The organism is Streptomyces sp. NPDC087310 (assembly GCF_044744405.1).
Taxonomy (GTDB): domain Bacteria; phylum Actinomycetota; class Actinomycetes; order Streptomycetales; family Streptomycetaceae; genus Streptomyces.
Genome location: NZ_JBIUYF010000006.1, coordinates 235,201 through 247,462, shown reverse-complemented (window position 1 = coordinate 247,462; position 12,262 = coordinate 235,201). Strand labels below are relative to the sequence as shown.

Sequence of the window (12,262 nt, the reverse complement as noted above, 5' to 3'; positions counted from 1 at the left end):
TGCCGCGCTCAGGACGCCTTGTCCTCGCCGTACGCGAGTTCACTCGCCAGGAGCGCGGCGCCGACGACCCCGGCGCGCGGGCCGAGTTCGGACATGACGATCGGCAGATTGCCGGTGGCCAGCGGCAGTGAGCGCTGGTAGACGACGCTGCGGATCTCCGCGAGTAACAGATAGCCGAGTCCGGAGAGTCCGCCGCCGATCACGATCATCGACGGGTTCATGAAGCTGACCAGGGTGGCGAGGACCTGTCCGACCCGGTGGCCGCCGGCCCTGATGAGGTTGACGCAGGCGCTGTCGCCGCCGACGGCGCACTCCGCGACGTCGACGGCGGTCAGGGTCCCCTGGGCCGCGAGCCGTTCGGCGAGGGCCGGGGAGTCGCCGGAGCGGGCGGCCTCGGTGGCGTCCCTGGCGAGGGCGACCCCGCCGAAGTACGCCTCCAGGCAACCGGTGTTGCCGCAGGTGCAGACGGGGCCGTCCGCCTCGACCTGGATGTGGCCGATGTCGCCGGCGCACCCCTCGGCGCCCCGGTAGATACGGCCGTGGTGCTGCATGCCGGAGCCGATACCGCTGCCGATCTTGACGAAGAGCAGATGCTCGACGGACCGGGCGACCCCGCTGTGCTGCTCCCCGAGGGCCATCACGTTGACGTCGTTGTCGACGACCACGGGGCAGCCGTGCTCACGGGCGAGGGTGTCGCGTACGGGGAAACGGTTCCAGCCCACCATGATCGGCGGGGAGACGGGGACGCCCTCCCGGAAGCTGACCGGTCCTGGCAGGCCGATACCGATGGCGTCGAGCCGGGCGCAGTGGCCCTGCGCGGCCAGTTTGTGGAGGAGTTCGCTGATCCGGTTCAGTACGGCGACCGGACCCGAGCGGATGTCGGCGGCCTCGGAGTAGGAGGCGACGGGTTCGAGCCCGCCGTCGGTGATCTCGATGTCCAGCGAGCTGGCGCCCAGGTCCACGGCGGCGAACCGGAGTCCGGGGTCGAGCTGGACGAGCGTGGAGCGTCGTCCGCCGCGCGAGGCGGCGGGGCCCGCCTCCAGGACCTTGCCCGCGGCGAGCATCCGGTCGAGTTCGGCGAGAAGCCGGGGGCGTGGCACCTCCAGCCGGCCCGCCAACTGGGCACGGGACAGTGGGCCGTTGTCCCGTAGCAGGGACAGAACGCGGTACTGGATGCTCACAGGCTCACTTCCTCCGACCGTCACTTTTCCACAACGAGGCAGAAGTTGCGTACATCTTGACGAAACCCGCACAGAGCTGCCCCGCCGGGGCGGGGCAGCTCCACGGTGCTTGCCGACCGTCAGCCGGCCAGTCCTCCCTTCACGGCCCGGGCGTCCCTGGCGAGGGCCGCGCCCGCCGCCACGTCCGGTACCAGCGCGGTGTCGCCCGCGGCGGTCGCGAAGGCGTCCAGCACGGCGCGGGCCTGGCTGAGCCTGCCCGCGTCGGCGTGGGCGCGTGCCTGGTCGAGCCGGACCGTCAGCCGCTGCCGGCCCTGGTCCGTGACGAGTCCGTCGCCGTGCAGGCGCGGGAGCAGCGCGGCGAGGTCACCGAAGGAGGTACGGGTGGTGAAGCGCACCGTCTTCGTGGTGGTGTTGCCCGCCCGGTCCACGGCCTTCACCGTGAGCTCATGGCCGCCGAGGGGGAGCCGCCACAGGTCGAGCGGCTGCCCCGGGGTGATCGCGGCGCCGTCCAGGGTGGTGGTCGTGGTGACCCCGCCCGAGACCGCGTCGGTGGCGGTGACCACGGGCTTCGGGCGCTGGGAGTCCCCGTACACCCCGTCGGCGTCGAGGCCGGTGACGGTGACCGCGGGTCCGGTGCGGTCGATCCGTACGGTCAGGCTGCCCGTCTCGGAGACATTGCCGCCGCTGTCGGTGGCCCGGTAGCGGACGGTGGTGGTGCCCTCCGCCGACAGGGTGACGGCGGCGTTCGCCGACAGCCAGGTCGTACCGCCGTCGACCGAGTACTGGCGGCTGCTGACCGTGCCGTTGTCGGTGGCGGTGACGCTCAGCGACACGTTGCTCGTGTACCAGCCGCCCGCGCCGTTCGGCCGGGGCGGGTCGAGGGTGGCGGTGACCTTCGGCGGGGTCCTGTCCGCGACGCCCGCGCCCTGGAAGGCCAGGGAGTCGAGATCGACGCCGCCGGAGGTGGTGACGTAGAGCTGTCCGCTGCCCGAAGGGGCGTCCGGCAGCACGGTGGTGACGGTCTGCCAGCCCTCCCCCGCCGGTACGGTCACGGTGGCGAACGGCGCGGCGTCGACGGCGTTCCAGCGCAGCTCCAGCGTTCCGGCTCCGGAGGCCCGCGTCTTCACCCCGGTGATGCCGGCGAAGGAGACCGGATCGTAGGCGATCCAGTCACCCGCGTCGAAGGAGGTGACCTTGCGCTGTCCTGACGCGGTGGTGTCGTCGGTGACGGTGACCCCTTCGGCGGAGTCGTGGTGCTCGGCCTGCATGAGGGCCGGGTTGAGGATCACCTGGGCGTCCCCGGTGGCGGGCGGGACGCCGTTCGCGCCCTTGTCGGTGTAGGTGATGCCGAGGACGCCGAAGACGTTCTCGGTGTCTCCGTGCCCGGCGTCGGTCGGGGTGACGACGGCGCCCGAGCAGCCGGTGCCGCTGTTGACCGGGTGGCCGTGCTGGTTGTGTCCGAGGCCGAAGGTCCAGGCGGCCTTGGCGCAGTCGGGGGTGGCGCCGTCCTCCGGGTCGTCGACGGAGATCCCGTACGGCACGGCGTCGCCCCAGGTGAAGAAGCCACCGTCCGGCGGTGAGGTGATCTTCACGGTGGGCGCGGTGTTGCCGACGGTGATCTGGCGGCTGGTCAGCCCGGTCTTGCCCTGCGGGTCTGTGACCTTCAGCCGGGCCTGGAACTGGCCGTTGTCCGGGTAGACACGGCTCGCGGTGGGTCCGGTGGCGTCGAAGGTACCGTCGCCGTCCAGGTCCCACTGGTAGGTGAGGGCGCCGTTCTCCGGGTCGCTGGAGCCGGTGGCGCTGAAGCTGACCGCGAGGGGGGCCTGACCGGAGGTCCGGTCGGCCTTGATCACGGCGGTGGGTGCCTTGTTGCCCTCGGCGTAGTCGATCCGGTAGAGGCCCGCGTCGGGGTTCTGGCGGAAGAAGCCGTCACCGTAGTCGAGGACGTAGAGCGCGCCGTCGGGGCCGAACTCCAGGTCCATCGGGTTGTCCCAGGGCGGGATGCCGTTCGCGGACCGTTCGCTGTTGGGGAGGACGTTCTCCAGCTTGCTGACGGGCCCGTCGGGGCCTTCGAGGGTGAGCGCGGCGACGTAGTCCTGGGAGAACTCCCCGAAGAACGCCTTGCCGTCCCAGTACGCGGGGAACTTGCCCGGGGCCGGGTTGTCCGCGTCGTAGTGGTAGACCGGTCCCGCCATCGGGGCCTGGCCGCCGGGGCCGCCGGGACCGCGGAACGCGGTCAGCTCGGGCCAGGGCTGGTCGGTGTCCTTGTCCCCGTACCAGAGGGTGGCCGGGGTGGCCGGGGGCAGCACGCTCGCGCCGGTGTTCCAGCGCGAGTCGTTGACGGGGGCGGCGCAGTCGAAGGCCGCTCCCGGGGTGAGCGTGGCGAAGTCGAAGTCACGGTAAGGGCGCGTGTTGTCACCGGTGCAGTAGGGCCAGCCGCCGTTCATGGGCTTGGTGGTGGTCTGCCACTCGACGTACCCCATAGGACCGCGGTTCGGATCGGCGGTGCCCGCGTCGGGGCCGTAGTCGCCCCACATCACGGCGCCGGTCGTCCGGTCCACGGTCATCCGGAAGGGGTTGCGCAGCCCCATCACGAAGATCTCGGGGCGGGTCTTCGGGGTGCCGGCCGCGAAGAGGTTGCCGTCGGGGACGGTGTAACTCCCGTCGTCCTGCACGTCGATACGGAGGATCTTGCCCCGCAGGTCGTTGGTGTTGCCCGCGCCGCGGCGCTCGTCGAGACCGGGGTTGTAGCCGGCCGCGTCGTTGATCGGTGTGTACCCGTTGACGTTGGGTCCGGACGCCGGTGTGTTCCCGCCGGTCGAGAGGTAGAGGTTGCCGTCCGCGTCGAAGTCCACGTCACCGGCGACATGGCAGCACTGGCCGCGGTTGCTGTCGACGCGGATGATCTCCTGGGCGGTGGAGAGGTCCAGCTTGTCGCCGGTCCACTTGAACCGGGTGAGGGTGTCGTACCCCTCCCACTGCTTCCAGTACGCGTCGGTCTGCCCGGCGGGGAGCTGGAGCGGGGCGGAGCCCGCCGGGGTGTCGAGCGGCGGGGAGTAGTAGAGGTAGACCCACTGGTTGGTGGCGAAGTCCGGGTCCAGGGTGACGGTCTGGAGCCCCATCTCGGAGTTCTGGTACACGTCGATGTGGTTGACGACCTTGGTCACCCCGCTGCCGGGGTCGGTGAGCCGCAGATCGCCGTTGCGGGCGGTGTGCAGCACCCGGCTGTCGGGCAGTACGGCGAGGTCGATCGGCTCGCCGGTGTCCTTGGTCAGGGTGACCTTCTCGTAGTTCGCCCAGTCCAGGGCGTGTTCATGGTTCTCGTGCGCCTGGGCGGCGGGGGCGAGCCCCACCAGACCCAGCGCGGGCAGGGCGGTGAGCAGGACCCCTGCCATCAGACGTCTCAGGGAACGGTGCACGGTGAATGCGTCTCCTCTGTCGTCGGCGGGCGGGGTCTCAGCGCAGGAGCTGGTCGATCGCCGCGAAGCTGCGTGCGGCGGCGCCGAGCGAACCCGGCGGGTTGGGCTGGGTGTTCGGGGCCGTGTCCTGCTCCCAGATGCCGATGTGGGCGGCGCGCGGGCCGATGTCGCGGATGAACCGCTCGTACGGCAGGTCCCCGGCGCCGAACTCGACGATGTCGAAGCCGTTGGCGTTGGACGGGTTGGCGTCGCCGTCCTTCATGTGGAACAGCGGGTAGCGGTAGGGCTGGTTGCGGACGTACGCGGCCGGGTCGAACCCCGGGAAGCGGTACTGGCCCACGTACGCCCAGTAGATGTCCAGCTCCAGATAGACATGGCGCGGATCGGTGTTCTTCAGGAAGACGTCGTAGAGCCGTACGGAGGGCTGGTCCGTGGCGAAGGCGAACTCGCCCGCGTGGTTGTGCTGGTAGAGCTTCAGGCCACGGGCGGTGGCCGCCGCGCCCCAGACGTTGAACTCGTCGGCAGCGGCGCGGTAACCCGCGACGGTGTTGAGGTTCGAGGGCGCGTTGGCGGTCCCGACGTGCGGCATGCCGAGGATCTGCGCGGCGTCCAGCTCGGCCTGGAGGTTCGCGCGCAGATTGCCGATGCCGACGTGGCTGCCGACGGCGCGCAGCCCGTTGTCGTCGAGCAGCTTCCGGATCTCGGGGAGGGTGATCTGCCGGCCCAGGATGGCGGTGTCCTGGGTGTATCCGGCGAACTCGACCTCGCGGTAGCCGATCCGGGACAGCTCCGCGAAGACGACGGCGAAACCGAGGGAGGCGACCTTGTCGCGGATGCTGTAGAGCTGGATGCCGATGCGGTCCTTGGGAATGGTGAGCCCGCCGGCTGCGGCGGTGCGCGGGGCCGGGGCAGCGGAGGCGGCCGTGGCCCCGGCGACGGAGGCGGCGGCGAGCGCCACGGTGGTGCCGGCGGTGGCCCGCAGGAAGTCCCTGCGGTCGAAGGACTTGCGCGAAGAATGGCCCATGGTCACTCCTGAGGGGATGGGCGGGGGGTGTCCGTCACGGGGAGGTGGCGGCGGGGGCGGGGAGGCGGGTGCGGGGGGCGTGCGGAGCGGGCGAGATGTGCGGACCCGGCGACGTGCGCCGACCGGGCGAGGCCGCCGGGCGGCGGTGTACGTACCGGCGGGGCACCGGGGGCGTACGTACCGGCGAGGTGTACGGACCGGGCGAGGTGCCCGGCGTGCCGTCATGAGCCGCCGGGGCTCACTTCAGCCGGGAGTCGCCCGCCGCGTGGGCGTCGGCCCGTGCCTCGGCCGCGCGCTCCGCCGCCTTCCCGGCGAGCTCGTTCCCGCGGTCCCGCGCGGCCACCTTGGCGGAGCGGGCGGACGAGGCCGCCGGGGCGGTCTCGCCGGTGATTCCACCACGGACCCGGGCCAGGTCACCGACCTTGAGCACGGGCGTGTTCCCGGTGGCGGTGAGCGCGCCCCGGACGATCGTGTTGTCGAGTACGGCGTTGGCGGTGTTGCCGGTGACCGCGAGATCGCCGCCGAGGTAGGTGGCGCCCCGGCAGGAGCCGAGCAGCCCCTCGCCGCCGAGCTGGAGGGCGTCGGCGTTGTTCTTGTACACGGTGTTGCCCTGGACCTCACTGGCGCAGAGAACACCGCCGAGGGTGTTCCCGCTGACGGTGAGGGCGCCCTTGACGGTGGTGTCGTACACGTCGGTGTACTGGTTACGGTCCCCGGTCAGGGCCCCGCTGAGGGTGGAGCCCGACACGTACAGCTCGCCCGACTCGGCTCTGACGGTCCCGCCGAGGGTGGAGTCGACGGCGTACACGAAGCCCTCGGTGGCGGTGACGCCGGCCTTGACGGTGCTGTCCTGGAGGTGGGCGCCGAAGGCGGCGCGGGCGGTCAGCGTGCCCTTGACGGTGGTGTCGGTGAGGTCGAGATAGGCGTTGTCGCCCACGTTGACGGCGCCGTTGAAGGTGGCTCCCGCGGCGACGAGGTCGCCCCCGTCCTCGACGGTGACCGCGCCCTTGACCTTCGTACCGGTCAGGGTGCAGGACTTGCCCGCCGGTACGACCAGGTCGCCGCTGACGGTGACGGCGCCGCCGTCCCCGACGCAGGTGGTGTAGAGCGCGGCCTGCGCGGAGCCGGCGAAGGCGACGATGCCTCCGGAGGCCACCAGCGACGCCGTGGCGATGAACGTGCGTACCTTCATGTCGTTTCCCTTCCGCTGCGGTGACGGCCGCGCCGGTGGCGCGGCCGTGACCCCGTACGTCGACGGGGGTGCTGCACAGTGCGTGAGCGTGCGACCGCCGGGGCGACGGGCGCGCAGCGCCTCGGGACGGGTTCAGTCGGAACCGACCCGGCCGTGGGGGGAGAGACGTGGAAAGACTCGTGCGGTGGAGGGCGTTCGCGCGAACGCCGGGGCGGCTGCGGTGTTACCGCGACGAAACACTTGTCCGGTGGGCCGAGACATTAGGACGCCGCGTGAGGGCTGTCCAGAGGTTCGGAACGAATCCGTGAAACTTTCTTATGAACCGTCAAAAGATCTGCCGCTCAGAAGAAAAGGCTTTCCGGCGGTACGGGGCCGCACCGCCGGAAAGCCCGTCAGGAGAGAGGTCGGGCCGGTAGGTCAGTCGGTCCGTGCCGCGTGGAAGCGCTGGGTCAGGCCGATCTCCGCGACGTTCTTGGCCAGTTCGAAGTTGACCCAGCTCGCCACGTCCACCAGGGCCAGCCCCTCGCCCCAGGGCAGTCCGGCGGTCCGCTCGGTGGAGTCGAGATCGGCGTCGGTGAGCAGGAGCAGCGCCGCGCGCCACTCGTCCCGCAGCCCGCGCAGCCAGTCGGCGGCGGTGTCGGCACCGCCCGGCCAGGTGATCTCCTCGCGCGCGGGCGCGCCGGACCCGAAGCAGTGGGCGTGGGTGGTCGTCCACCAGTAGCCGATGTGCCAGGTCAGCCATCCGATGGAGGTGTACGGGGCGGGGTCGGGCTCCGGTGTCTCCCAGTCGGCCACCCAGTTCCCCCGGCCGTCGGGGCGCACGGTCCAGCAGCCCGGCGCCGGCTCCCAGAGGCAGGCGGTGTCGTCCAGCTCCCGCAGGTAGTACTCGAACAAGGACCAGGTCAGGTCGAGTTGGCGGGTCAGCAATTCGACTCGGGCTGCTGTCATCCGGGGAGCCTGGCAGTCCCCCCGATCGCCCGGCAAACCCTTTTGCGGCGTCCGGCGCGGAATTCACCCGCCCGCAACGCTGTGATCTCGACAGGTCCCCCCGAACGGTGGCACTCTCCCGCCATGCGCCTCACTGCCCGGAGTCCTCTCGTCACCCTTCTCGCCCTCACGGTCGCCGCCGCCACGGGGTGTGCCCCGCAGGAGGAGCCGTCGGCCGCCGGTACGCCGGCCGGCGCCTCCGCGTCCGCCTGTGCCTCGGGCGGGCTCGCCACCGAGACCGAGGGGAAGCTGACGGTCGGTACGGACAAACCCGCGTACGCGCCCTGGTTCCAGGACGACGACCCGGCGAGCGGCAAGGGCTTCGAGTCCGCCGTCGCGTACGCCGTGGCCAAGGCCCTCGGCTACGGGAGGAGCCAGGTCGTCTGGCAGACCGTCCCGTTCAACAACTCCTTCGCGCCGGGCGCCAAGAACTTCGACTTCGACCTCAACCAGGTCTCCATCAGCGACGAACGCGAGCGGGCCGTCGACTTCTCCTCCGGCTACTACGAGGTCCGTCAGGCCGTCGTCGCGCTGAAGTCGTCCCCGTACGCCGGGGCGAGGAGCGCCGAGGCGCTGAAGGGCGCGAAGCTCGGTGCCCAGGTCGGCACCACGAGCCTCGACACGGTCGACGAGATCATCAAACCGACGCGGCAGCCCGCCGTCTTCCAGAAGAACGACTTCGCCAAGTCCGCGCTGCGCAACGGGCAGGTCGACGCGATCGTCGTCGATCTGCCGACCGCGTTCTACATCACCTCCGCCGAGGTCCCCGACGCGAAGGTCGTCGGACAGTTCGCCAACTCCTCGGGGAAGGCCGAGCAGTTCGGGCTGGTCCTCGACAAGGGCAGTGCGCTGACCCCGTGCGTCACCAGGGCGGTCGACGCGCTCCGCGCGGACGGCACCCTCGCCGCGCTGGAGAAGCGGTGGCTCTCCGACGCCGTCGACGCGCCGGTCCTCAAGTGACCGGCGGGAGCGTACGCGTCGACAAGGGCGACGGGCCGGGCGCCGGGGATCCGTCCCCGGCGGAGGAGGATGCGTACACGCCGTCGGCGCGGCGGCTCGCCCGCGAACGGTACAGGCGCGCCCGGTCCCGTCGCGCCACCGCGATCGCCGCGCTCTCCACACTGGTGACGGGCGCCGTCCTCTTCGTCGTCATCACCGGGTCGCCGGGCTGGCAGCGCACCCGTGAGACCTTCTTCAGCGCCGAGTACGCCCGGATGGCGCTGCCCCGGGTCCTCGACGGGCTGCTGCTCAATCTGCGGCTGCTGGCGGTCTGCGGCATCTGTGTCCTCGTCCTCGGGCTGCTGCTGGCCGTCGCCCGCACCCTGCGCGGCCCGGTCTTCTTCCCGGTCCGCGCGCTGGCCGCCGCGTACACCGACTTCTTCCGTGGACTGCCTCTGATCATCTGCCTGTTGATGGTCGTATTCGGGGTGCCGGCGCTGCGGCTCCAGGGCGTCACCACCGATCCGGTGCTCCTCGGCGGCACCGCGCTCGTGCTGACGTACTCGGCCTATGTCGCGGAGGTCTTCCGCGCGGGCATCGAGTCCGTGCACCCCTCGCAGCGGGCGGCGGCCCGTTCGCTGGGGCTGTCCAGCTCCAGAACACTGCGGTACGTGGTGCTCCCGCAGGCGGTACGGCGGGTGGTGCCGCCGCTCCTCAACGATCTGGTGTCGCTCCAGAAGGACACCGGTCTCGTCTCGATCGCGGGGGCCGTGGACGCCGTGTACGCGGCGCAGATCATCGCCGGAAAGTACTTCAACTACACGCCGTACGTGGTCGCGGGGCTCGTCTTCGTCGCGCTGACGATCCCGATGACCCGCTTCACGGACTGGGTCACCGCCCGGATGGACCGCCGCCGCGCGCAAGGAGGGACCGTATGACCGCCGACGCCCCGGACCTCACCCCCGCGCCCGCGCCGGACCCGCCGGACAGCGGGGGCGGCGCCCCTCCCGTGCTGCGTCTGGAGTCCGTGCGCAAGACCTTCGGACGGGACCGGGTCGTGCTCCGCGACGTCACCCTGGACGTGGCCCCGCACACGGTGACCGCGCTGATCGGCGCCTCCGGCTCCGGCAAGTCGACCCTGCTGCGCTGCGCGAACCTGCTGGAGGAGATCGACGACGGGGCGATCTTCCTCGACGGGGCGGAGATCACCGACCCACGGGCCGACGCCGACGCGGTACGCCGCCGGATCGGCGTGGTGTTCCAGTCGTACAACCTCTTCCCGCACATGACGGTTCTCCAGAACGTCACCCTGGCGCCGCGCCGGGTCCTCGGCGTCCCCCGCGAGGAGGCGGAGGCGAGCGCCCGGGAACTCCTGGCACGGCTCGGCCTCGGCGACAAGGCGCGGGAGTACCCGGACCGGCTCAGCGGCGGCCAGCAGCAGCGCGCCGCGATCGTCCGCGCCCTCGCGGTACGCCCACGGCTGCTGCTGCTCGACGAGATCACGGCGGCGCTCGACCCCGAACTGGTGGGCGAGGTCCTGTCGGTCGTACGGGATCTCAAGGGCGAGGGGATGACGATGGTGCTGGCCACCCACGAGATGGGGTTCGCCCGCGAGGTCGCGGACCAGGTGTGCTTCCTGGACGGCGGTGTGGTGCTGGAACGCGGCACACCGCAGGAGGTCTTCGGCGCCCCGGAGCAGGACCGTACGCGGCGGTTCCTGCGCCGGATCGTCGAGGCGGGGCGTCTCTAGGACCTCTCGTCCGGATCCGGCCGGGCTCGCGTGCCCGTGTCACGAGCGCGGGCGAGCGTCACTCCCACCGCGACGGTCGCCGCGGCCACCAGACCGGCGGCGAGTACGGCCCAGGCTCCGGCGAAGGTGCAGGCGGCCGTCGCCGCCGCCGAGACCGGCAGGACGAGTTGCTGGGCCGGGCCGGTCTTGAAGTGGCGTGCGTGCAGCAGCCAGACCGTGAACGGGAAGAGCGCGGCCGGTACGGTCACGGCCGCGGCGGCGGCGAGCGCGGAGACATGGGCGGTGCCGACCGCGTGTTCCACGGCCACCTCCAGGCCGGCGCCGATCGCGGCGGCCGACGCGAAGATCACGTAGTGTCCGTATCCCCACTCGAACGCCTGCCGGTTGCCGGCCAGCCGCTCGTGCGCGGGCACCGCGAAGTAGATCCACCACGCGGCGAACACGATGAGGACGCCCCCGCCGGCGATGGGCAGCAGCTCCCGCAGCGCCTTGCTCTCGTCGAGCGCTTCCTGGACGGCGACGGTCAGGGCCGACATCGTCTCGCCCAGCACGATCAGGGTGAACAGCCCGTACCGTTCCCCGATGTGGTGGGGGTGCCAGGGCGTGCGGTGGTCCCGCTCCGCGACCACCGGCACCAGCAGTTCGGCCGCGACCACGGCCACGAACAGCCAGCGCTTCAGCGGCTCGGGCGCGGCCAGCAGCGCCACCCACGCGGCCTGGCAGAGCACCACGCCGGCCGCGTAGCGCACGGCGGTGCGCCGGGCCGGGCCGGTGGGTTCCGACAGGGCCGCCCTGAGCCACTGCGCGGTCAGGGCCACCCGCATCACCAGATAGCCGAGGACGGTGACGGTCCAGTCGTCGTCGACGAAGGCCCGGGGCACACCGGCGGCGTAGATGAGCACCCCGCAGATCTGCACGAGGACCGCGATCCGGTACGGGACGTCGTCGCAGTCGTAGGCGGAGGCGAACCAGGTGAAGTTCATCCAGGCCCACCACACGCCCCAGAAGACGAGGAGGTAGCCGATGACCCCGGCGCCCGGGTGCCCCTCGGCCAGCGCGTGCACGAGCTGCGCCCCCGCCTGGGCGACCGCCACGACGAAGCACAGGTCGAAGAGGAGTTCCAGCGGGGTCGCGGTGCGGTGCGCCTCGGTACGGCTGCGCGCGGTCATCCGGCGCGGCGGCCCCGCTGCGGTGGTCGGCGTCATGGAACCCAGCACACCAGAGGGGCACGGGGTGGACGGGGAAGGCGCGCTCCGTGTCCCGTTCGGCGCCGCCGCCTCCGCCCGGCCGGTGTACCGGTGTCCTGAAGGGCACGGTGGCAGGAACGTACGGGCACCACGGGGCGGACCTCAGGCCCTCGTGACCGGTCGGGGCGGGGCAGCCGTGGGGTCCCGCCGCCGCGGGGCGGGAGCGTGACGCGCGCTCCGCGAGATGCTGTTCCGTCCGGTCGCCCGGCCCGGCGCCCGGGGTCAATGGCCCGCAGCACCTGCCGCGGGCCGGGAACTGCCGTGCCCAGGGCGGCCATTGACATGATCAGAATCATGTCCAATCATCATCGAGCCAGTGACGCCGACCGGTCGGCGGTGGCCCGGCGTCCGGTCGGTCGACATGCACGCGCGCACGTACCCGTACAAGCACACGCACCCACACACGCACACCAGCACTGACGACACCGCCATCGTACGCACACCGACACTCACACGGGCACGGGCATGAACAGGGAGCGACCGCCGGTGCGTTGACGCACCGCGGAGGCGCGAAGCGCTCCCC

Annotated in this window: 9 protein-coding genes; 3 read left to right on the top strand and 6 right to left on the bottom strand. The window is 71.8% G+C overall.

The window, feature by feature from the left end:
- Positions 1 to 8 precede the first annotated feature (8 nt).
- The 5 genes from ACIO3P_RS23960 to ACIO3P_RS23940 all read right to left on the bottom strand — a co-directional run bounded on the left by ACIO3P_RS23960 (position 9) and on the right by ACIO3P_RS23940 (position 7,764).
- The gene (locus ACIO3P_RS23960; protein WP_401790008.1) at positions 9 to 1,181 is read right to left on the bottom strand and encodes an ROK family protein; all 1,173 of its coding nucleotides are present in this window, start codon (positions 1,179 to 1,181) and stop codon (positions 9 to 11) included.
- A 119-nt stretch (positions 1,182 to 1,300) separates the two neighbouring features.
- Complete coding sequence (locus ACIO3P_RS23955; protein ID WP_401852108.1) at positions 1,301 to 4,600, bottom strand: PQQ-dependent sugar dehydrogenase; 3,300 nt, start codon at positions 4,598 to 4,600, stop codon at positions 1,301 to 1,303.
- Between the two features lie 37 nt (positions 4,601 to 4,637).
- On the bottom strand, positions 4,638 to 5,624 hold the full coding sequence (locus tag ACIO3P_RS23950) for a sugar phosphate isomerase/epimerase family protein (protein WP_401790006.1): 987 nt from the start codon (positions 5,622 to 5,624) through the stop codon (positions 4,638 to 4,640).
- Positions 5,625 to 5,862: 238 nt separating this feature from the next.
- A complete protein-coding gene (locus tag ACIO3P_RS23945; RefSeq protein WP_401852106.1) occupies positions 5,863 to 6,816 on the bottom strand; it encodes a hypothetical protein in 954 nt (317 codons plus the stop codon).
- Positions 6,817 to 7,233: 417 nt separating this feature from the next.
- Complete coding sequence (locus ACIO3P_RS23940) at positions 7,234 to 7,764, bottom strand: DinB family protein (protein WP_401852103.1); 531 nt, start codon at positions 7,762 to 7,764, stop codon at positions 7,234 to 7,236.
- 123 nt (positions 7,765 to 7,887) lie between these two features.
- Here ACIO3P_RS23940 and ACIO3P_RS23935 point away from each other — a divergent pair, with 123 nt between their 5' ends.
- Genes ACIO3P_RS23935 through ACIO3P_RS23925 form a run of 3 tightly spaced genes read left to right on the top strand, consistent with a single transcriptional unit; the run spans position 7,888 to position 10,492 of the window.
- Positions 7,888 to 8,763 (top strand): ABC transporter substrate-binding protein, encoded by an 876-nt coding sequence (locus ACIO3P_RS23935; protein ID WP_401852100.1) that lies wholly within the window; start codon positions 7,888 to 7,890, stop codon positions 8,761 to 8,763.
- Positions 8,760 to 9,680 carry an amino acid ABC transporter permease gene (locus ACIO3P_RS23930; RefSeq protein WP_401852098.1) on the top strand — a complete coding sequence of 307 codons (921 nt, stop codon included), beginning with the start codon at positions 8,760 to 8,762 and terminating at the stop codon, positions 9,678 to 9,680. The genes ACIO3P_RS23935 and ACIO3P_RS23930 overlap by 4 nt, the downstream gene beginning before the upstream one ends.
- Entirely contained in the window at positions 9,677 to 10,492 is an 816-nt protein-coding gene (locus tag ACIO3P_RS23925) for an amino acid ABC transporter ATP-binding protein (RefSeq protein WP_329825415.1), read from the top strand. Before ACIO3P_RS23930 ends, ACIO3P_RS23925 begins: the two co-directional genes overlap by 4 nt.
- Here ACIO3P_RS23925 and ACIO3P_RS23920 read toward each other — a convergent pair.
- Complete coding sequence (locus ACIO3P_RS23920) at positions 10,489 to 11,697, bottom strand: low temperature requirement protein A (RefSeq protein ID WP_401789998.1); 1,209 nt, start codon at positions 11,695 to 11,697, stop codon at positions 10,489 to 10,491. The two genes, ACIO3P_RS23925 and ACIO3P_RS23920, sit on opposite strands and share 4 nt — an antisense overlap.
- Positions 11,698 to 12,262: the final 565 nt, after the last annotated feature.

Bases quoted from the DNA above. Each gene is read 5' to 3' on its own strand.
- ACIO3P_RS23940 (WP_401852103.1), bottom strand. From the start codon at position 7,764: ATGACAGCAGCCCGAGTCGAATTGCTGACCCGCCAACTCGACCTGACC.
- ACIO3P_RS23950 (WP_401790006.1), bottom strand. From the start codon at position 5,624: ATGGGCCATTCTTCGCGCAAGTCCTTCGACCGCAGGGACTTCCTGCGG.
- ACIO3P_RS23920 (WP_401789998.1), bottom strand. From the start codon at position 11,697: ATGACGCCGACCACCGCAGCGGGGCCGCCGCGCCGGATGACCGCGCGC.
- ACIO3P_RS23945 (WP_401852106.1), bottom strand. From the start codon at position 6,816: ATGAAGGTACGCACGTTCATCGCCACGGCGTCGCTGGTGGCCTCCGGA.
- ACIO3P_RS23925 (WP_329825415.1), top strand. From the start codon at position 9,677: ATGACCGCCGACGCCCCGGACCTCACCCCCGCGCCCGCGCCGGACCCG.
- ACIO3P_RS23935 (WP_401852100.1), top strand. From the start codon at position 7,888: ATGCGCCTCACTGCCCGGAGTCCTCTCGTCACCCTTCTCGCCCTCACG.